The organism is Flavobacterium sp. B330r, from assembly GCF_056824325.1.
This window is the reverse complement of record NZ_CP124860.1, coordinates 2,677,260-2,696,464: the sequence shown is the minus strand read 5'-3', so window position 1 is coordinate 2,696,464 and position 19,205 is coordinate 2,677,260. Positions and strand designations below refer to the sequence as shown.

Sequence of the window (19,205 nt, the reverse complement as noted above, 5' to 3'; positions counted from 1 at the left end):
TCTAAAATATGCCAATCCCAAGACATGATGAGATAAGAGTCCCCGCGCTAAATTTGTTACTAGATGGATCAACAATGAAATTAAAAGATTTTATTGAACCTCTCTCTAAAGAATTTTCATTAACGGAACAAGAAAAAAATGAAATGTATACTTCCGGAAATGGGCATATCTTTTATGATCGAATATCTTGGGCATTAAGCTATCTGAATATGGCAGGTCTTTTAGACAAGCCTGCAAGGGGTAATTACAGAATAAACTCTAAGGGCGTAGAAATGCTAAAGAGTCCAGAAAAAATTAATACATATGTTGATGTAGAAGTTGCAAAACGCGACAGAACAAAAAAAATAAACAAAAATCCTGAAATCACAATAATTGACACAAATGATGGGTCAACTCCTCAAGAAAAATTATATACATCTTTTAGTAATATTAGAAATTCTATTTATGATGAAATCCTAACAACAATTCTAAGTAAAACACCAACTGCTTTTGAAAAGTTAGTTGTGCTATTATTGCAAAAAATGGGATATGGTGGTGAAATAAAAAATTCAGGATTAGTGACGCAAAGATCTAATGATGGAGGGATTGATGGAATTGTAAAAGAAGATATCTTGGGTTTTGGAAGAATAAATATTCAAGCTAAAAGATATCGTCTTGATATTGCTATTGGACGTGAAGAAATTCAAAAATTTGTAGGAGCACTAGCGGTTGCACAATCCAATAAAGGTGTTTTTATAACGACATCCTATTTTTCTAAAGGTGCTATTGAGTATGTCGAAAATTTATTTGGAAATACGACTGTTGTATTAATTGACGGAAAAAATTTAGCAAGTTATATTTATGATTATGGACTAGGAATGCAAGTGGAGCAAACTATTGAAATTAAGAAAATGGATTCAGATTTTTGGGATTCAATGACTGACGAGTCATAATACCTCAAATCGAAACTACTTATAAAAAACCTCAGTTCTTTTTTGATGAACTGAGGTTCTGTTTTATTCTGATTATAGTAGATAAATTACATGAAAACTTACATCATATCAATATATCGATCGTGATATCCTAAAAGATATAAAACACCATCAAGACCTAAACTTGAAATTGAAGTTGAGGCGCTTTCTTTTACTTTTGGTTTTGCGTGAAAAGCGATTCCAAGACCTGCTAAATTTAGCATTGGCAGATCGTTGGCTCCATCGCCAACCGCGATAGTCTGATTGATGTGGATTCCTTCTTTTTCGGCAATTGCTTTTAGATATTCTGCTTTTTTCTGACCGTCAACAATATCACCTAAATATTTACCTGTTAGTTTACCATCTTTTATTTCTAATTGATTGGCGTGAACGTAATCTATTCCTAATTCTTTTTGAAGGTATTCTCCAAAATAGGTAAATCCTCCCGAAAGAATGGCAGTTTTATAGCCATAATATTTTAACGCTTTCATTAAACGATGCGCCCCTTGTGTTATTGGTAAATTAACTGCAACATTTTGCAAGACTTCTTCGCTCAAACCTTCTAGAAGAGCCATACGTTTCTTGAAACTTTCGTTGAAATCAATTTCACCATTCATAGCCGATTCTGTAATGGCACGAACTTGATCTCCTACTCCATTCAATTCAGCAAGCTCGTCGATTACTTCGGTTTGAATTAAAGTCGAATCCATATCGAAACAAACCAAACGGCGGTTTCTTCTGTAAATATTATCTTCTTGGAATGAAATATCAACGTTCAAAGTTCTGGAAATTTCCATAAAACTTGCTGTCATGATAATCTTGTTTACAATCTCGCCCGTTACAGACAATTGAATACAAGAGCGTGGATATTCTTCTTTTTCGACGATAGAAGTTCTGCCTGTTAATCGGATAATAGAATCGATATTCAGATTCTGGTCTGACAATATTTGGGTTACTGCAGACAATTGCGATGCTGCAAGTTTTTCGCCCAAAATATTGATGATATAGCGCTGTTTAGATTGTGATTTTACCCATGTTTCATAATCTTCTATTGAAATTGGAATAAATTTTACTTTGATTTCTAATTCGTACGCTTTAAACAAAAGATCCTTTAAAACTGGCGCTGATGAAGAACCCGCAGCAATTTCGAACAAAATTCCTAAAGAAAGGGTATCATGAATATCGGCTTGTCCGATATCTAAAATATTGGCATCGTATGTTGCCAATACAGCCGTTAATCCTGCTGTAACTCCAATTTTATCGTGTCCAGAAACTTTTAATAAAATTATTTCTTTGTCTTCTGCTGCCATTTTTCTTTCTTGATTATGAAGCGACAAAAATCGGCAATCTCTCGTTGATAAAAAAGAATAATCATTGTTTTTTTGAAATGAAAAAGCACATTTTCATGTGCTTTTTCGAGTAATTTAACATTTCTGTTTTATTATTAAAATAACATAACTTTTTGATTATTTCATTGGTTCATTTTTATCAAAACTTACCATCCAGTTTACGCCAAACTTATCTTTAAACATTCCAAAATAAGATCCCCAGAAAGTATTATCCATTGGCATTTCTACTTTTCCTCCAGCCGAAAGTCCGTTGAAAATTCTATCTGCTTCTTCTGTACTTTCTGTGTTGATCGAAATAGAGAAATTATCGCCAAAACCTACATCGCCATATCTTGGATGACTGTCACTCCCCATTAAAATGGTGCTTCCAATTGGAAGCGACACATGCATAATTCTATTCAGGACTTCTTCAGAAAGCACTTCGCCTTCTTCTGCCGGAGCATCTTTAAATTTTCCTATAAAAGTAAAATCTCCGCCAAAAACCGATTTATAAAACAGGAACGCTTCTTCGCATGTTCCGTTAAACATTAAGTATGGATTTATTGCTGCCATTTTTTCAATTATTAATTGTTAATTATAAATTGCTAATTCAGGATCAAGTCTTTATTCTTGCTCCTTTCTTCTACATTTTCTACTTCTCAGATAACTCTTTAATCACGTCCATTCCTTTTGGAAAAGCTTCTTTGAAATAGTCAATATGTTTTTCGATTACATCAACTTCTACACGAAGGTCAACTACATCACCTTTTTGATCTAAACGATAGGTTTCCATTGCTCCAATCCATTTTTCTGTTTCTTCATTTGGCGGAACTTCTTTATGATCTTTCAGTTCACCCATATGTTTAAAAGCCATGTATTCGTTTGGAATTTTGGTTTCAATTAAACTATTCATTCCTTCTCCGCCTGGTCCTAAAAAATAAATTTTATCACCTTCGTTCCAACTCGTTTCAACGTAACTTCCTTCACAAAAAGCACTTGTCCACTTTCTGTAAGTTTCGTCGTCCCATAAGACTTTCCAAATCTTTTCTTTGGGAGCCTTTATATCGATATTAAAAACTAATTTTTCCATATTAATCTGGTAATTTACTAAAATCCATAAATAAAACATTCCAACGATGACCATCCAAATCGGCAAAACCGCAGCCATACATCCATCCTTGGCTTTCTGCAGGAGGTGCAAAAATATTTCCGCCAGCTTCTTTGACTTTTTCAGCTAGTTCATCAACTTCTTCCCTGCTTTCTGCGTCTATCGAAATCAAGACTTCTGAACTCGATTTAGTATCAGTAAGACTATTTTGAGAAAAACTAGAAAAAAGCATTTCTTCAAAAAGCATTATTACAAAATGTCCTTCACCTACAACCATACACGTTGAGCTTGGCGTGTCATGCTGTTCATTAAACGAAAAACCTATTTTCCAGAAAAAGTCTTTCGCTTTTGCCACATCCTTTACAGGAAGATTCAACCATATTTGTTTTGTCATTTTTTGTTTTTTTTTGTTGGGTTAGATATTTATTTCTTTTAAACCATATAAGTATTATTTAGCATTCTATTTTCAACCTTTGAACCTTTGTCACTCTGCTTCTTTGCACCTTAATTAGCTTCAACGTAGCTTTTAAAATTGTCCAAAATTGCCTGCCAGCCAGCGCGCTGCATTTCTTCTGGATTTTGAGTTTCTGGATCAAAACTTTCTACAATTTCAACTCCATCTACAGTTTCTGTAAAAGTAATTTCAACTTTTCTTCCGTCTCCCATAACATACGAAAGCGCTTGGTTTGGTTTTACTAAAGTAAATTCACCTTCAAAATCAAAACTCATGCTTCCATCTTTGGCAGCCATAGTCGATTTGAATTTCCCTCCTACTCTTAAATCAGCTTCAGCATAAGGTGTGTGCCAGTCAGGAGAAGCAAAGCTCCATTTTGTAATATGTTCTGGAGTATTCCAAAAATTCCAAACTTTATCAAGAGATGCGTTGACAGTGTTTTTTATTGTTATCATTTTTATCGTTTTTGTGATTTATTAATTGATTATTACATGTTAGCTGGAATCTGACTTTCATCCATAAAGAAAACTTCCCAGTGATGTCCGTCTACATCTAGAAAAGTTCTTTGGTACATCCAGCCATAATCTTGAGATTGCTGGTAATCTGTTCCTCCGGCCTTAATGGCCTTTTCCATCATTTCATCTACCTGTTCTCGTGTTTCTACAGAAAGCGCTATAAGAGCTTCGCTGGTTGTTGTAGAATCACAAATTTGTTTCTTTGTAAAGGTTTGATAAAACTCTTTTACTAAAAGCATAATAAAGATGCTTTCGCTTATAACGATACACGCTCCTTTGTCATTAGTAAATTTCGGATTGGTCGAAAAGCCAAGTTCGTTAAAAAAAGATATTGCGCGATTTAAATCTTTTACAGCAAGATTTAAGAAGATTTTTGTTTTCATCTTTATAAAATTACGAATTAATTAAAACAAATTTAATTTTTTAAGATTACTTAAAAATGCCAATAAAAGTCATTTTTAGGGGCATTTGAGACAATTTGCTTATTTTTGTATGATATTGAAATTCCAAAAAACCAAAATATCATGAGCACGAAACTAGGTTTAATCATACCTCACGATTATAAATTACTGAGTATTGCAGCGATTTTGGAAGTATTTGAAACTGCCAATAAACTTACTGCTGGAACCAAAAAACCATTTGAGATTATGATTTTTCAGTCGCAAGAGCAAACGGATCAGGGAAATTTATTTGGATATAAAAGCAATGCTATTGAAACTTCAGAAAGTCTTTTAGACTTAATTTTAATTCCCGCTTTTACTACCGATAATATGAGCGAGATGATTAAAAAGAATAGAAACTTTATTCCGTGGTTGCAAAAACAGCATAAAGCCGGAGCCGAATTAGCCAGTTTTTGCACTGGAGCTTTTTTGTTTGCTGCTTCTGGTTTATTGAACGAAAAATTGGCCACAACACATGTTGACGCTTGCAGTGCCTTTACCAAAGCTTTTCCGATGGTAAAATTAAAACCTGAGGAAACTTTGACTGCAGACGGAAGTTTATACACCAGCGGCGGATCTACCTCAACTTTTCATTTATTGATTCTTTTGGTTCAGAAATTCTGCGGTAACGAAATGGCGGTTAAAATTGCTAAAATATTTTCAATCGATTTGAATCGATATAAACAAAGTTATTTCAGCACCTTTAGACCCAATCATTTGCACAATGATTCTTTAGTTGCACTATTGCAACAAAAAATTGAAAATCAGTATCATTCTATCGAAAAACTGGAAGAAATCACAAAAGATATCCCGACCAGTGCCCGAAACATGACTCGACGTTTCAAACAAGTAACAGGAATTCCTCCGATTGAATATTTACAGAATATCAGGGTCGAAAGCTCAAAGAAATACTTAGAACAAACTCAGCTTTCAATTTCGGAAATCATCGAGAAAACTGGATATAATGATCCAAAAGCTTTTAGAAAAGTATTTTATAAAATGGTCGGTATGAAACCTATTGAATATCGAGAAAAATTTAGAGTGCAATAATTTTAAGGAGCAGATCAATTCGTTTTCATAAGAACGTTTCGTCCTGCTCTACACTGTATCTTTTGTTGTGAACCCCACAACAAAAGGATGCCGTTTCGATCAGGGCTAAAATAGAACTTTTGTTTTTCAGAATTGCTTTAAGACTTAACAACCCAAAGGAGTACTTTTTTATTGGCTTTCAAAAGTTCATCGATCTCTCTCATGCTTTCGTTTGAAACTGCAGGACAGCCCCAGCCTTCTGGTGTTCCTTTTGGATAAACTTCATCATCTGACACCGCTTCCCAAGAATGCAAAACAATAGCACGTTTTCGTGCATTAAAATTGCTTTTTTCTTTTCCTTGCAAAACATAATTTACTTTTATTCCCCACTGACTTACACCACGATCTAAAACGACATATTTTCCAACCGAAGAACAATGCGAATCAAATTCGTTACTCATACTTGCGTTATTTTTAGAGGAAGTTCCTCCCCATCGATTATCTCCACAACCATGACTTACCATATACGATTTTGAGACTTCCTTCTTTTTAAAATCGTAAACAAAAAATCTTTTATAACCAGAATGCAATCCGAGGTCAATCAAAATAAATTTATCTTGATTTAAATTATTGACTTTACAATAGTATGCTGCTTCTTTATAATAATTACTGTAATTAACTTCAATATGAGGATTTTCTAATGAAACTGCTTCGCTTTTATGCTTATTTTCAGAAATAGTTATTCTTTTGCTTTCTTTATTACAAGAAAAAACAAATACCAGACAAATTATAAAAAGCATTCTTTTCATATCAAATATTTACACAAAAGCACAAACGAAAATAGAATTAAAAAAGTATATAAAAAAACCTGCTCAAATAAATGAACAGGTTCTATAAATTGAACTTTACCAAAGTTTAAATCTTTGAAAAAGCTATTTTTAAAGTTTACGAAGCAATCTCCATACGTTTCAATAAGTTTTTACTTAACGTATGTTCTGCATATTCTTTGTCGATTGTCAGACTAATATCATCAGATGTTGGCAGTTCGTACATGGCATCTGTTAAGATAGCTTCACATAAAGAACGTAATCCACGCGCACCTAGTTTATACTCTAAAGCTTTATCTACAATAAAATCTAAAGCTTCATCGGTAATTGTAAACTCAACATCATCCATTAAGAATAACTTCTGATATTGTTTGATCAACGCATTTTTAGGCTGTGTCAAAATTGCACGAAGCGTTGCTTTATCCAAAGGATCCATGTGCGTTAAAACTGGTAAACGTCCAATAATCTCAGGAATTAAACCAAAGTCTTTAATGTCTTTTGGGATAATATATTGCAACAAATTGTCTTTATCTATATTGTCAGCATTTTTAGAAGTTGAGTACCCAACTGCCTGACGATTTAAACGTTTTGAAATAATACGTTCTACCCCATCAAAAGCACCACCAGCAATAAATAAGATATTTTGAGTATTTACCTCAACAAATTTCTGGTCTGGATGTTTACGTCCTCCTTTTGGCGGTACGTTTACAACTGTCCCTTCTAATAATTTCAATAAAGCCTGCTGAACACCTTCTCCAGAAACATCACGAGTTATTGATGGATTATCGCTCTTACGGGCAATTTTATCAATTTCATCAATAAATACGATTCCTCTTTCTGCTTTAGCCACATCATAATCTGCAGCCTGAAGTAAACGTGTCAAAATACTTTCAACATCTTCTCCAACATAACCAGCTTCTGTCAATACAGTTGCATCAACAATTGCTAACGGAACATCTAACATTTTAGCAATAGTTTTTGCCACTAATGTTTTTCCAGTTCCTGTCTGACCCACCATAATGATGTTACTTTTTTCGATCTCTACTTCATCGTCTAATTGCTGTTGCATTAAACGTTTGTAGTGATTGTAAACCGCAACTGACATTACTTTTTTCGTCTGGTCTTGACCAATAACATATTGATCTAGAAAAGCTCTAATTTCTTTCGGTTTCTTTAAAATTAAGTCCCCAACTAGTTTCGCGCTTCCGCTAGATTTTAATTCTTCTAAAACAATTCCGTGAGCCTGTTCAATACACTTATCACAAATATGTGCATTGATACCTGCAATTAATAAATTAGTTTCTGGCTTCTTTCTTCCACAAAACGAACATTCTAATACTACTTTTGCCATTCTATATTTAAGTTACTAAGCTGCAAAGATACTAAGTTTCTAAGCTTTTTGACCTAAAACTTAAAAACTTAGCTCTTTACAGCTTAATATTTTTGTTTAAAGTTTAAAGTTTCAGGTTTCAGATTTGCCGAAGCAACTTGAAACATGAGACCTGAAACTAATTCTTAGCTTCTTCTTAATACTTCGTCAATCATTCCGTACTCTTTTGCTTCATCTGCTTTCATCCAGTAATCACGCTCACTGTCTTTGTGCACTTTATCAAAAGTTTGTCCAGAATGTTGAGAGATGATGTTGTATAATTCATCTTTTAATTTCAACATCTCACGTAAGTTGATTTCCATATCTGTTGCAACACCTTGCGCTCCTCCAGATGGCTGGTGAATCATTACTCTTGAGTGAGGTAATGCAGAACGTTTTCCAGCAGCTCCTGCACATAATAAAACTGCTCCCATAGAAGCTGCCATTCCGGTACAGATTGTTGCTACATCTGGTTTGATGTACTGCATAGTATCGTAAATTCCTAAACCTGCATAAACACTTCCTCCTGGAGAGTTTAAATAAATTTGAATATCTTTTGAAGCATCAGCGCTTTCTAAAAATAACAACTGAGCTTGAACAATATTAGCAATCTGATCGTCAATACCAGTTCCTAAAAAGATAATTCTGTCCATCATTAATCTTGAGAAAACGTCTAATTGAGAAATATTCAGCTGACGCTCTTCGATAATATATGGAGTCATGTTTGTTGGTGTCATCGCTGCTACGATTTTATCGTAATACATTGCGTTTACTCCTTGGTGCTTTGTAGCAAATTTTTTGAATTCTTTACCGTAGTTCATATTTTTAGTTTAAAGTTGAAAAGTCTAAAGTCAGCATGTGACTTAAACGAATTAAACAAAGTTCATACCTTTTTATAAGAGATGCCAATTTGTCTTCTTTTTATAATAGAAGTTTCGTTATTGAAATTTAAGAAATAATTATTTCAAAACAACGATCTTTTTAAAACAAAAAAAGAGCGTCAAAAATATCTTTTGACGCTCAAATATAACTTTTTTTATCTTTCAGTTTCTGTAATAAAATCTTAAAATTTGACTTTACAACTTTAGACTTTCAGACTTAAATTTATTCTCCGTAAGAAGCAGCAATAAATTCTTCGTAAGTAACCTCTTTAGTAGTTGGGTTAGCTTTTTCTTTGAAAATATCTAACATTTTAGCTGCTACAACTTGCTCAGAAAGTCTTTTTACTTCGTCTTGGTTAGATAAAACTCTAGCCACGATTCCTTGAACTTCTTCTTCAGTTGGGTTTGTTTGACCAAATTGAGCCATTTGCTGTCTAATTGCACCTGATGTAAACTCTTTCAAGTCATCAAATGTAATTTGGATATTGCTTTGAGCCAATGCTTTTCCTTCGATTAATTGGAAACGTAAACCTTTTTCAGATCTTGCGTATTCAACTTCAGCTTCTTCTGCAGAAAGTTTTTTCTCTCCTACAGTTTGCAACCATTTTTTAAGGAATTCAACTGGTAAATCAAATTTTGTGTTTTCGATCAAGAAATCCTGAACGTCTAATAATAATTTTTGGTCAGCTTGTTGAGCGAATTGCGCTTCAGCATCTTCTTTAATTTTAGCTTTTAAATCTTCTAAAGAAGCAACATTTCCTTCTCCAAAAAGTTTATCAAATAATTCTTGGTTTAATTCAGCTGGCTCAGAACCGTTGATGGCGCTGATAGTAAAGTTTACTTCAACATCTAAACCGTGAACACCTTCGTGACCTACTTTTAAGTAATCCATTAATTGGTGATCGTCTTCAAATAAACCTTTTGTGCTTACTGTAACAACATCTCCAACTTTTTTACCTGTGAATTGTTTTTGAGCTTTTTTGCTAAATGCATCAACAGAAATTGTAGTCGTATTATCGATTCCGTTTGCTTCGTTTGAGAAAGTTCCAGTTAAATCAGATTTAGCATCAGAAACTTCTTGAGGAACTGCTTTTCCAAATTGTTTTTGGATACGCTCCACTTGTCCGTCGATTAATTTATCGTCTGCAGTAACGATATATTTTACGATATTATTTTTAGCTTCAAGATCAATTTCGAAGTTTGGCACTAAACCAATTTCGTATTCGAAAGTTAACTCTTCAGCATCCCAGTTAAAGTTTTCGTCTACTTTAGCAAGAGGAGTTCCTAAAAGATTTAATCTTTCAGATTGAATATAACGCTCTAAAGCCAAATCAACTACTTTTTTGATCTCTTCTTGCTTAATAGCTTTTCCGTATTGTTTTTCAACAAGATCTTTAGGCACTGCCCCTTTTCTAAATCCTTTAACTTGTGCTAAAGGCATTTTTTCGTTAATTCTTTTTGCTACTTGACCTTTATAATCCATATGAACAACGTTCATAACGATTGTCTCGTTTACAGCGTCTATTGCTACTCTTTTAATATCCATCTTCTTCTTTAATTTACATAATAAAATTGGGTTGCAAAATTATAAAATTTTTGCAACCCAACCAAGTTTTTAATCTATTGTATTTGAAGCAGTTTTAATCTGCTCAATTGTTTTATTTATCGTCTCCCAATATTTTATAAGTAAGAGATTGAAGGATAGACAAAATAATGCTGAATATTAATGCTGTCCAGAATGTATCGACTACAAAACCGCCAACAATTTTTGTACAAAGCAAAATAATCAAAGCATTTATAACTAATAAAAATAAACCAAGCGTAACAAACGTTACTGGTAGGGTTAGCAAGACCAAAATTGGTTTTATAAAAATATTCAGTAATCCTAAAACTACTGCCACAATTACCGCCGTACCAAAACTCTTAACATCCACTCCGGTTAAAATATTAGACAGTAATAAAACTAAAGCAGCTGTAACAAGAAGTCTAAGTAATAATTTCATAGTTATTCAGGTTTAAAATTTATTTAAAAGTACTAATTTTTCATCAAAAAATAATTACTCTTTCAAAAACTCTGTTGTCAATTCAAAAAACATTTTCGGATTTTCAGCATGAAGCCAATGCCCAGCATTTGGGATGGTTTCTAATTTTAAATTTGGAAAATGCTTACGGATTCCGTCCAAATCTTCATCTTGAATGTATCCAGAGTTTCCTCCACGAATAAATAATGTTGGGTTATTAAAAACTAAATCGTCGGCCAAAGGTTTTCCAATAGCATCTAGATTATTATTAAACGCTTCAAGATTAAATCTAAATGCCAATTGCCCAGGTTCCTTCCAATATAAATTTTTCAGCAAAAACTGACGTGTTCCAAAATCCGGAACATATTGAGACACTATTTCCTCAACATCATTTCGGCTTGGCTTTACCGAAAAATCAACTGCATTTAATCCTGCCAAAATCTCCTGATGGTGCTGTTTGTAGAACCTCGGGCCAATATCTGCCACAATCAATTTATCTACAATCTCTGGGTGTGTTGTTGCGAAAAGCATTGCCACTTTTCCTCCCATAGAATGTCCAAGAATATCAATTCGTGTTAGATTATTTGCCTGACAGTATTCGTATACATCTTGAACCATTGCTTCGTAACTCCATTCGTTTGAATGAAAACTGCGCCCGTGGTTTCTTAAATCTAAAATATGAACCTGAAATCCGGCTTCTACATATTGCCCCGCAAGAGTTTTCCAGTTATCAGACATTCCTAGAAATCCGTGCATGATGACAAATGGTTTTCCTTCGCCTTCTATTTTTGAGTATAACATTTAATTTACTTATAAAAATTCTATTTACAAATGTAAAAAACTTATCCATTACGACGATAACAGATATATCTATAAAACATTTTCAGATCCTGATATTAATAAAAAAAACTTTACATACTTACGGTTTCCCGTAATGTTTAGAGAATTTAATCTGCTACCTTGCGCTCCAAAATAAAATCTAAAATTTCATTTTAATTTAAACACAAATCATGATCAAAAAACTACTTTTATTATCATTGATTGCTTCGCAACTTATGATTTCATGTTCTAGCGACAACAGCGACGAAGTAATTCCAGAAGTAAAACCAGACCCAAAACCAGAAGTAGAGCTAACCATAGAAGAGCAAATTGCTGCTTTATTAAAACAGCCGTATTCAAACCTTACTCCTGCACAGCAAAAAACAAAATTTGAAGCTGAAGCTAATGAAATGCTTGTTCAATTGGACAAAAGCAAAACCTCTGGAGCAATCGAAGCTATTAAAAACTTAGGCCGTTTGTTTAGCCTTAAACATATTGATCTTTTTGACGGAAAAAGTCAAAATGGTGTAGAAGAAGTTTTAAACATTTCGGGCGTATATGGTACATATACTTGGGATGATGCTAAAAAAACATGGACTAAAACGGCTTCAACTACAGAATTGAAATTTGTTTTCCCTGCAAAAGAAGGACAAACTACAAACAATGCTGTATTAACATCTAAAAGCACTTCTTCAAGCATTAAATTTTCAAATGTTGACACTTATGCTGACTGGGGCTACAATTCAGAAACGCAGCAATACGGACCTATTACTCCTTCTGTACAAGATTGGTTTTACTTACCATCAACTGTAGAGGCTCTTTTAACTATTAATGGTGCACAAGCTGCTACTTTTACTTCAAATGCAAAATACTCAAGCCAAAACAAATCGCCAGAAGATTACAGCTACAAACTAGCCTTAAATGACGGTTATACTTGGGAAATGAGCGGTAAGAAAGGTACAGAAACTACTTCTAAAGCATTGTTTACTTATAACGGAAAAAGCTTAATTAACTTTAATGTTGCAAGTACTGCTGATATCGACAAATTGATCGAAAATGTAGAACTAAGCCAATACAAAGGAAAAGCAAATACGCTGTTTTCAATAATGGATAACTTTATTGTTATTGGTAATACAGATTTAGCTGCTGACGCTGCCGATAAAGAAGCTTTATACAAAAACAATACTCGCCCTGCATCTCCTGACGGTGAAAATCCTAAAAGTGACTATAAAGCTTATTACACAGCTTTGAATGCCTATGAGAAAAAAATATCTGAAGGAAAAGCAGCTAGCTTTAACAAAAACACGAAATTGTCTTTAGTTTCTAAAAAAGACGGTACTAAAATCGCTGATATCGTTTTGCGTTCTGAAAAAGTTGGAGACGATTATCTTGTTAGTTTACCTGTTTGGAATGCTCAAGGAAAATATTGGACATGGAGCCCTAATGGCGAACTATTTGCACAACCTTATCTTGATGAAGTAGTTTATTTAAAGTTCAATGATACTACAGAAGCTGCGATGGATGTTTATTTCTCTGAAATATTTAATTCACTTCATACTAAATTTACAGATTTCACAAGCGCTTTTCAAACAAAAAGCAAATAAACCTTTTTAATAAAAATGAAGCCGATTTGAATTACTCAAATCGGCTTTGTTTTTTAGAAGAAGTTTGAAGAATAATATTACTTTGCCCATATCCTGCCCAAATACCTATTCCTCCTTTTATATTCGATTTTAAACTTGTATTCGACGGATAAATTGGATTTTTGGCATTCACAATTTCGTTTTGCCAACTATTCCAGAAGTCTAAAGATTCTTTAGTTTGAGTTCGTAACTTTACATGAATCAAATCTCCATCAGTAAAATTCGGTGTGAATTTAGTTTTAGGAAACAATAAAATTCCTCTGTTGATCTGCATTTCAATGGCAGAACTTTTGAAATTTTTATCATCTAAATTACCATAAAAAGAGGGAACAAAAATCGGTTCTTCTCCTTCCACTTTTGTTGCAATTTGGTAATAATTTTTTTCAGACACTGGATCATCAAATTTCACAAAAACATAGCCCGTTGTATCTGTTGCATTCTTTTTTATGTATTCTGCACTTTTAAGCTGTACCGATTTTGGAATTGTGGTAGTTGCTTCAATAACACGGTTTAAATATTCAATTTTCATCGTGTATTCTTTCCCTGCTTGCCCCATTAGAGTTGAACCAAAATATACGAATGGAGGAATACGGTTTTTATCGTTTTTTACTCTTAAAACTTCTGAATGCTCTCCGTCAGAAATTGTAATTTTTGCAGATCGAATCACATGATTTAAAACGTTTGTAGAATCAATGCCATCTGTTACCGGAATACTGCTAGACAACAAAACATTTGCATAATCTCCTTCTTCAATCCAGCCTTCTACCACTATTTTAGATTCTATGTTTTTCTGCTCACTAAAATTATCATTAGAACAGCTTACTGTTAATAAACCCAAAAGAAACAATAGATATTTTTTCATCTCATTTTAAAATTTAAATCTCCAACTTATCGAAGGAAGAATTCTATATAAAACTTTCTCATCTTGCTTTACCACAACTTTATCTTTGTTTTCGTTTACTTCGACATCCAAAACAACATATATAGGATTAGAAACATTAAGTGTATTGTAAATCGAAAAGTTTAAAGCACTTTCTTTCTTAGAGGTTTTTATAAAATAATAATTAACTGAAAGATCTGTTCTGATATAATTTGGCATTTGAGCATTATTATATCCCGAATATTCTTTTACAGGATTATTATTTATAAAATACCACGAGGTTGGCATTGTAAATCTATTTCCAGAACCAAATATTTGAGTTATTCCAAAATTCCATTTTGTATTTAAATCATACATTCCAACTACTGAAAGATTATGTCGTCTGTCATATTTTGCAAAATACGTGTTGCCATTATTCAATTCATCAAAGTTTCTTTCAGACCAACTCAAAGTATAGCTTAACCAGCCTGTAAATTTTCCATTGCTTTTTTTCAACATCATTTCAAATCCGTACGCCTTACCTTCTCCAACATACAAATCGTTCTTTAAAGTTGTAATTTCATTAAACTGAGTTATTCCATAAGGATATTCGAGTAGATTTTTCATCGAACGATAAAACCCTCCAAAAGAAGAAGAAAAATTTCTGCTTATATTTTGATTCGATCCAATAGAAAACTCATTAGAAGACTGCGGTTTAATTCCGTCAGAACTCGCAATCCAAAAATCAGTAGGAATACCAACACTCGAAGTTGTGATCAAACTTAAATATTGATATTGTTTATTGTAAGAAGCATAAAACGAATACTTTTCGTTTGCATAATAATTCAGTACCACTCGCGGTTGAAAATGCAGATACGAATCAGATCCCGAAATATAGTAGTTCATTCGAAGTCCTAATTCGGCTGTTAGATTCTCCAATAATTTAGGTTTGGCGCTCACAAAAATTGCGGCTTCGTTGGCATCAATTTTTCTTTGAGAATAATTGTCAATTGTTGCCAGATTTTCGACATTTATTTTTTGAGGTTGCAAGTCATGATAAACATATTGCAATCCAGATTCAAACGGAACATTATGGATTGAAAATCTTACTGAATTTGCAAATCCTAAGTCCTTTACATAAGAAGAAACTCCAAACTCAATTGTTGCCTGCTCCATATTTAAGTCATTCGAGTATTGGCTAAAATAAACCGTATTAGACATACTTACTTTAGACGAAAATGTGGTCGTTAAAGATGGTGATACTATAAAATTACTCCATTTTAAATCGGTGTCAAGCGCAAAATTTTTATCTTTTATTTTGAGTTTATCAGCGCTGTAAAAAGCATTTAAAGAAAATGAATTCTTTTCTGAGACTTGAGACAAAAAAGTAATATTGGCATCCGAAAAACCATATTTCATATCCTGAACATCATTCTTCGAATCAGATTTTAGCAACGGTCCAACGACTTCATCAATATAGGTTTTTCTTCCAGAAATGTAGAATCCGGTTTTGTCATTTACAGGAACTGCTAAAGTTACCTGCGATGCCAGAATTCCAGCATTCCCTTGAATCGAAAACTCAGAAGGAAGTTTTTTACTGGCATTTAAAAGTGTTGTAGAACTCAAACGTCCGCCATATTTTGCATTCGAACTCGATTTGTCAAATTCAACATCTTTAATATGATCTGTATTGTAAAAAGGAAATATCCCTAATAAATGCGACATTCCATAAATTGGAGTTTCATTATATAAAATCGCATTATGGCCCGGATCGCCACCACGAACATACAAATAACCATTTGCGTCTCCTGAGTTTTGTACTCCAGGCGTTAACTGCAAAAGTTTGATCACATCTGTTGTTCCCAAAAGTGTTGGAACACCGTTTAATTCTTTCAAGTTAAAAGATAACCTTCCGCCAGATAAATTTTTAATTTGATTTTTTTTATCACTTGAAACGATAACCTCTTTTAACTGAGAAATATCTTTTTCTAAGACTATAGCAATTACGGTATCTTTTAGAATATCGAACTCAATAGTTTTTAAGATAAAATCAGAGTGATCGACTTTTATAACAAGTCTGCCAGAAGAAATGTGTTCTGAAAAATTCCCTAAAACATCAGTAGCAACATTCCATTGTTTTTTATTTACTTCTAAAAAAAGATTTGCGCCAACAAGATTTTGGCTGTCAGAAGATTTTATATTTCCAGATATCTTTACGGTCTGTGCAAAGAGGCCAGAAAAGGAAAACAAGAGAAAGAAAATAATAGATTTTGGCACTTCGTTTTAATAAGAAAAGTGCGAAAATAAACAATTATAACCCAAATGTATCAGGTTATAATTGTTTTAAGTAGAAAGTTTACTTCAACTTATTCAGATACATATTTACGGTATTATCCAATCCAAGATAAAGTGCCTCTGAAATTAAAGCGTGGCCTATAGAAACTTCTAATAAACCTGGAATATTTTCTTTGAAAAATTTGATATTGTCTAAACTTAAATCATGTCCAGCATTGATTCCTAAACCTAATTCGTTTGCCAATACTGCCGCTTTTGTGTAAGGATCAATTCCTTTTTCGTTTCCTAAGCTATATTGATGTGCAAAAGATTCTGTGTATAATTCTATTCTATCCGTTCCTGTTTTTTTAGCGCCTTCAATCATTTCTAGAATTGGATCAACAAAAATCGAAGTTCTAATTCCGTTTCTTTGAAACTCGCCAATGACCTCTGTTAAATATTCTTGATTCTTGATGGTATCCCAGCCTGCAGATGATGTTATTGCTCCAATTGCATCTGGAACTAAGGTTACCTGATCTGGTTTGCATTCTAAAACCAAATCAATAAAATTATGCTGTGGATTTCCTTCAATATTATATTCTGTAATAACAACTGCTTTTAAATCGCGTGCATCCTGATAACGAATATGACGCTCATCTGGACGCGGATGAATGGTGATTCCTTGCCCTCCAAATCGCTGAATATCTGCAGCTACTTTTAATAAATCTGGAACATTTCCGCCTCGAGCATTTCGAAGCGTTGCTATTTTATTGATATTTACACTTAATTTTGTCATATAAATAGATATTAATTCTAGTAATCTTATATTTGTTACGACAAAAATACAAAGTAAAACAGAGCGGTTTTCGGTATTTTTTGATTATTTTGCATCAAATATCCTCAATTGATTTATGACAGAAATTACAAACTATATCACAAACGATTTCAGAGCGATTGACAGTCAGGAAACGATTGCTTCGATTCAGGACTTTTTTATCGATGTAAATTTTTCTCATTTTCCGATTTTAGAAGATGGTATTTTCATCGGAAGCATCTCTTCTGATGATGTTGAAACATTTGACATTGATAAAAAAGCAATTGATTACAAATATACTTTGGAACGTTTTTTTGCGCGAAAATCTATGATTTGGTTAGATGTTCTAGAAGTTTTCGCAAAAAATCATACCAATATTCTCCCTATTCTTGACGAAAACAATACTTACATAGGCTACTATGAAATGGAAGATATCATGAAGTTTTTTCAGGAAACTCCGTTTTTAAAAGAGCCAGGTGCAATTATTATTGTTCAGAAAGGACTTTTGGATTATTCTATGAGCGAAGTAACGCAAATTGTAGAAAGCAATAATGGTAAGATTTTAGGCTGTTTTGTTTCTGAAGCTGATACCGAAAATGTTCAGATTACGGTAAAAATAGGCTTAGGAGCAATCAATGAAATTATCCAGACGTATAGAAGATATGGATACGAAATTATTTCAGAACATCAAGAGGACAACTATATTAACAGCTTAAAAGAGCGATCAGATTATTTAGACAAATATCTCAACATATAAATTATGAATGTGCCAATGGGAGAATTAGTTAATTAGATAATTTTCGCATTTTTCCAAATTATCTAATTGACACATTGACAAATTATCTAATTTACAAAGAATGAAAATAGCCATTTACGGACAATACTATCAGAATAGCACTGAACCTATCATAAAAGACATTTTCTCATTCTTCAATACCAATAATGTCGAAATGGTAATTGAAGAAAACTTCCTGAATATGCTTTATGAAAAACAGCTTGTAAAAAAAGAATACAAAACTTTTTCGCCAAGTACTGCTTTAGACAATAGTTTCGAAATGCTTATTAGTATTGGAGGTGATGGAACGATTTTAAGGGCCGCTGCTTTTGTTCGTAATTCCGGTGTTCCTTTATTAGGTATAAATGCTGGACGTTTAGGATTTCTAGCTAAAGTTCAGAAAGAAAATATCGAGAGTTTATTGCAATATGTAATAGATCAAAACTACACCACTTCTGAAAGAACTTTATTAGGAATTACATGCGAACCTTTTAATGAAGCCTTTAAAGAACTTAATTTCGCTATGAACGAAGTTACAGTGAGTAGAAAAGATACAACCTCGATGATTACAGTAGAAACTTATTTGAACAACGAATATTTAAACTCTTATTGGGCCGACGGATTAATCATTTCTACACCAACTGGTTCTACTGGATATTCTCTAAGCTGCGGCGGACCCATTTTAACTCCAGATGTAAAAAGTTTAGTAATTACGCCAATTGCCCCTCACAATTTAACTGCCAGACCGCTTGTTATTCCAGACGATACCGAAATTACACTTCGAGTAACAGGAAGAGAAGACCAATATTTGGTTTCTTTAGACTCGAGAATTTCTTCTGTAAAAAACGAGTCTATTTTAAAGATTAAAAAAACAGATTACAAAATTAAAATGGTTGAAATACCAGGCGAGACTTTCTTAAAGACCTTAAGAAACAAACTGCTCTGGGGAGAAGATAAAAGAAATTAAACTCTTTTCTGATTCTTCACTATACGATAATACCACATTTTCTCGTTCTGCATGTAGTGAATCATCATTAAATGGCTCTAAATCATATCGTAAATTGAAAAAAAAGCACATTTAACCAAAGGAACTTTGATT

At 33.2% G+C, this 19,205-nt stretch carries 20 protein-coding genes; 5 read left to right on the top strand and 15 right to left on the bottom strand.

Going from position 1 to position 19,205, the window contains the following annotated elements; all coding sequences use genetic code 11:
* Positions 1 to 8: 8 nt before the first annotated feature.
* Positions 9 to 932: a restriction endonuclease gene (locus tag QLQ95_RS12080; RefSeq protein ID WP_320492752.1), complete on the top strand. Its 924-nt coding sequence runs from the start codon at positions 9 to 11 to the stop codon at positions 930 to 932.
* A gap of 98 nt (positions 933 to 1,030) precedes the next feature.
* On the opposite strand, the gene serB is transcribed toward QLQ95_RS12080, so the two are convergent.
* The 6 genes from serB to QLQ95_RS12050 form a co-directional block, all read right to left on the bottom strand.
* Entirely contained in the window at positions 1,031 to 2,260 is a 1,230-nt protein-coding gene (gene serB, locus QLQ95_RS12075) for a phosphoserine phosphatase SerB (protein ID WP_482503946.1), read from the bottom strand.
* Between the two features lie 156 nt (positions 2,261 to 2,416).
* Complete coding sequence (locus QLQ95_RS12070; RefSeq protein ID WP_482503945.1) at positions 2,417 to 2,851, bottom strand: VOC family protein; 435 nt, start codon at positions 2,849 to 2,851, stop codon at positions 2,417 to 2,419.
* A 79-nt stretch (positions 2,852 to 2,930) separates the two neighbouring features.
* On the bottom strand, positions 2,931 to 3,368 hold the full coding sequence (locus QLQ95_RS12065) for an SRPBCC family protein (protein WP_482503944.1): 438 nt from the start codon (positions 3,366 to 3,368) through the stop codon (positions 2,931 to 2,933).
* 1 nt (position 3,369) lies between these two features.
* Complete coding sequence (locus QLQ95_RS12060) at positions 3,370 to 3,780, bottom strand: VOC family protein (RefSeq protein WP_482503942.1); 411 nt, start codon at positions 3,778 to 3,780, stop codon at positions 3,370 to 3,372.
* Between the two features lie 110 nt (positions 3,781 to 3,890).
* Positions 3,891 to 4,295, bottom strand: coding sequence for an SRPBCC family protein (locus tag QLQ95_RS12055; protein ID WP_482503940.1), 405 nt, complete (start codon positions 4,293 to 4,295; stop codon positions 3,891 to 3,893).
* Positions 4,296 to 4,327: 32 nt separating this feature from the next.
* Positions 4,328 to 4,738 carry a VOC family protein gene (locus tag QLQ95_RS12050; RefSeq protein WP_320492750.1) on the bottom strand — a complete coding sequence of 137 codons (411 nt, stop codon included), beginning with the start codon at positions 4,736 to 4,738 and terminating at the stop codon, positions 4,328 to 4,330.
* 141 nt (positions 4,739 to 4,879) lie between these two features.
* Between QLQ95_RS12050 and QLQ95_RS12045 the strand changes: the two genes are divergently transcribed.
* A complete protein-coding gene (locus QLQ95_RS12045) occupies positions 4,880 to 5,845 on the top strand; it encodes a GlxA family transcriptional regulator (protein WP_320492749.1) in 966 nt (321 codons plus the stop codon).
* A gap of 137 nt (positions 5,846 to 5,982) precedes the next feature.
* On the opposite strand, the gene QLQ95_RS12040 is transcribed toward QLQ95_RS12045, so the two are convergent.
* The 6 genes from QLQ95_RS12040 to QLQ95_RS12015 all read right to left on the bottom strand — a co-directional run bounded on the left by QLQ95_RS12040 (position 5,983) and on the right by QLQ95_RS12015 (position 11,723).
* Positions 5,983 to 6,624: a murein L,D-transpeptidase catalytic domain-containing protein gene (locus tag QLQ95_RS12040; RefSeq protein WP_482503938.1), complete on the bottom strand. Its 642-nt coding sequence runs from the start codon at positions 6,622 to 6,624 to the stop codon at positions 5,983 to 5,985.
* Positions 6,625 to 6,769: 145 nt separating this feature from the next.
* Complete coding sequence (gene clpX / locus QLQ95_RS12035; protein WP_095927868.1) at positions 6,770 to 8,002, bottom strand: ATP-dependent Clp protease ATP-binding subunit ClpX; 1,233 nt, start codon at positions 8,000 to 8,002, stop codon at positions 6,770 to 6,772.
* A 164-nt stretch (positions 8,003 to 8,166) separates the two neighbouring features.
* Positions 8,167 to 8,841, bottom strand: a complete 675-nt coding sequence (gene clpP / locus QLQ95_RS12030; protein ID WP_095927869.1) for an ATP-dependent Clp endopeptidase proteolytic subunit ClpP — start codon at positions 8,839 to 8,841, stop codon at positions 8,167 to 8,169.
* A gap of 283 nt (positions 8,842 to 9,124) precedes the next feature.
* Positions 9,125 to 10,447, bottom strand: coding sequence for a trigger factor (locus QLQ95_RS12025; RefSeq protein ID WP_482503936.1), 1,323 nt, complete (start codon positions 10,445 to 10,447; stop codon positions 9,125 to 9,127).
* Between the two features lie 112 nt (positions 10,448 to 10,559).
* Complete coding sequence (locus QLQ95_RS12020; protein WP_250834093.1) at positions 10,560 to 10,904, bottom strand: phage holin family protein; 345 nt, start codon at positions 10,902 to 10,904, stop codon at positions 10,560 to 10,562.
* Between the two features lie 54 nt (positions 10,905 to 10,958).
* On the bottom strand, positions 10,959 to 11,723 hold the full coding sequence (locus QLQ95_RS12015) for an alpha/beta fold hydrolase (RefSeq protein ID WP_320492746.1): 765 nt from the start codon (positions 11,721 to 11,723) through the stop codon (positions 10,959 to 10,961).
* Between the two features lie 209 nt (positions 11,724 to 11,932).
* On the opposite strand from QLQ95_RS12015, the gene QLQ95_RS12010 reads away from it, so the two are divergent.
* On the top strand, positions 11,933 to 13,345 hold the full coding sequence (locus tag QLQ95_RS12010) for a hypothetical protein (RefSeq protein ID WP_482503933.1): 1,413 nt from the start codon (positions 11,933 to 11,935) through the stop codon (positions 13,343 to 13,345).
* 31 nt (positions 13,346 to 13,376) lie between these two features.
* On the opposite strand, the gene QLQ95_RS12005 is transcribed toward QLQ95_RS12010, so the two are convergent.
* The 3 genes from QLQ95_RS12005 to QLQ95_RS11995 all read right to left on the bottom strand — a co-directional run bounded on the left by QLQ95_RS12005 (position 13,377) and on the right by QLQ95_RS11995 (position 17,313).
* Complete coding sequence (locus QLQ95_RS12005) at positions 13,377 to 14,246, bottom strand: DUF4249 domain-containing protein (RefSeq protein WP_482503932.1); 870 nt, start codon at positions 14,244 to 14,246, stop codon at positions 13,377 to 13,379.
* Between the two features lie 6 nt (positions 14,247 to 14,252).
* Positions 14,253 to 16,520 carry a TonB-dependent receptor plug domain-containing protein gene (locus QLQ95_RS12000; protein ID WP_482503930.1) on the bottom strand — a complete coding sequence of 756 codons (2,268 nt, stop codon included), beginning with the start codon at positions 16,518 to 16,520 and terminating at the stop codon, positions 14,253 to 14,255.
* 79 nt (positions 16,521 to 16,599) lie between these two features.
* Entirely contained in the window at positions 16,600 to 17,313 is a 714-nt protein-coding gene (locus QLQ95_RS11995; RefSeq protein WP_320492742.1) for a pyridoxine 5'-phosphate synthase, read from the bottom strand.
* Between the two features lie 115 nt (positions 17,314 to 17,428).
* Between QLQ95_RS11995 and QLQ95_RS11990 the strand changes: the two genes are divergently transcribed.
* Complete coding sequence (locus QLQ95_RS11990) at positions 17,429 to 18,088, top strand: CBS domain-containing protein (protein ID WP_250834099.1); 660 nt, start codon at positions 17,429 to 17,431, stop codon at positions 18,086 to 18,088.
* Between the two features lie 100 nt (positions 18,089 to 18,188).
* A complete protein-coding gene (locus QLQ95_RS11985) occupies positions 18,189 to 19,073 on the top strand; it encodes an NAD kinase (protein ID WP_379796157.1) in 885 nt (294 codons plus the stop codon).
* Positions 19,074 to 19,205: the final 132 nt, after the last annotated feature.

What these genes read in the sequence shown, in the direction of transcription:
- serB (WP_482503946.1), bottom strand. Translation starts at nt 2,260, where the DNA reads ATGGCAGCAGAAGACAAAGAAATAATTTTATTAAAAGTTTCTGGACAC.
- QLQ95_RS12065 (WP_482503944.1), bottom strand. Translation starts at nt 3,368, where the DNA reads ATGGAAAAATTAGTTTTTAATATCGATATAAAGGCTCCCAAAGAAAAG.
- QLQ95_RS12070 (WP_482503945.1), bottom strand. Translation starts at nt 2,851, where the DNA reads ATGGCAGCAATAAATCCATACTTAATGTTTAACGGAACATGCGAAGAA.
- clpX (WP_095927868.1), bottom strand. Translation starts at nt 8,002, where the DNA reads ATGGCAAAAGTAGTATTAGAATGTTCGTTTTGTGGAAGAAAGAAGCCA.
- QLQ95_RS12010 (WP_482503933.1), top strand. Translation starts at nt 11,933, where the DNA reads ATGATCAAAAAACTACTTTTATTATCATTGATTGCTTCGCAACTTATG.
- QLQ95_RS12060 (WP_482503942.1), bottom strand. Translation starts at nt 3,780, where the DNA reads ATGACAAAACAAATATGGTTGAATCTTCCTGTAAAGGATGTGGCAAAA.
- QLQ95_RS11985 (WP_379796157.1), top strand. Translation starts at nt 18,189, where the DNA reads ATGAAAATAGCCATTTACGGACAATACTATCAGAATAGCACTGAACCT.
- QLQ95_RS12025 (WP_482503936.1), bottom strand. Translation starts at nt 10,447, where the DNA reads ATGGATATTAAAAGAGTAGCAATAGACGCTGTAAACGAGACAATCGTT.
- QLQ95_RS12080 (WP_320492752.1), top strand. Translation starts at nt 9, where the DNA reads ATGCCAATCCCAAGACATGATGAGATAAGAGTCCCCGCGCTAAATTTG.
- QLQ95_RS11990 (WP_250834099.1), top strand. Translation starts at nt 17,429, where the DNA reads ATGACAGAAATTACAAACTATATCACAAACGATTTCAGAGCGATTGAC.
- QLQ95_RS12055 (WP_482503940.1), bottom strand. Translation starts at nt 4,295, where the DNA reads ATGATAACAATAAAAAACACTGTCAACGCATCTCTTGATAAAGTTTGG.
- QLQ95_RS12040 (WP_482503938.1), bottom strand. Translation starts at nt 6,624, where the DNA reads ATGCTTTTTATAATTTGTCTGGTATTTGTTTTTTCTTGTAATAAAGAA.
- clpP (WP_095927869.1), bottom strand. Translation starts at nt 8,841, where the DNA reads ATGAACTACGGTAAAGAATTCAAAAAATTTGCTACAAAGCACCAAGGA.
- QLQ95_RS12045 (WP_320492749.1), top strand. Translation starts at nt 4,880, where the DNA reads ATGAGCACGAAACTAGGTTTAATCATACCTCACGATTATAAATTACTG.
- QLQ95_RS12005 (WP_482503932.1), bottom strand. Translation starts at nt 14,246, where the DNA reads ATGAAAAAATATCTATTGTTTCTTTTGGGTTTATTAACAGTAAGCTGT.
- QLQ95_RS12015 (WP_320492746.1), bottom strand. Translation starts at nt 11,723, where the DNA reads ATGTTATACTCAAAAATAGAAGGCGAAGGAAAACCATTTGTCATCATG.
- QLQ95_RS12020 (WP_250834093.1), bottom strand. Translation starts at nt 10,904, where the DNA reads ATGAAATTATTACTTAGACTTCTTGTTACAGCTGCTTTAGTTTTATTA.
- QLQ95_RS12050 (WP_320492750.1), bottom strand. Translation starts at nt 4,738, where the DNA reads ATGAAAACAAAAATCTTCTTAAATCTTGCTGTAAAAGATTTAAATCGC.
- QLQ95_RS11995 (WP_320492742.1), bottom strand. Translation starts at nt 17,313, where the DNA reads ATGACAAAATTAAGTGTAAATATCAATAAAATAGCAACGCTTCGAAAT.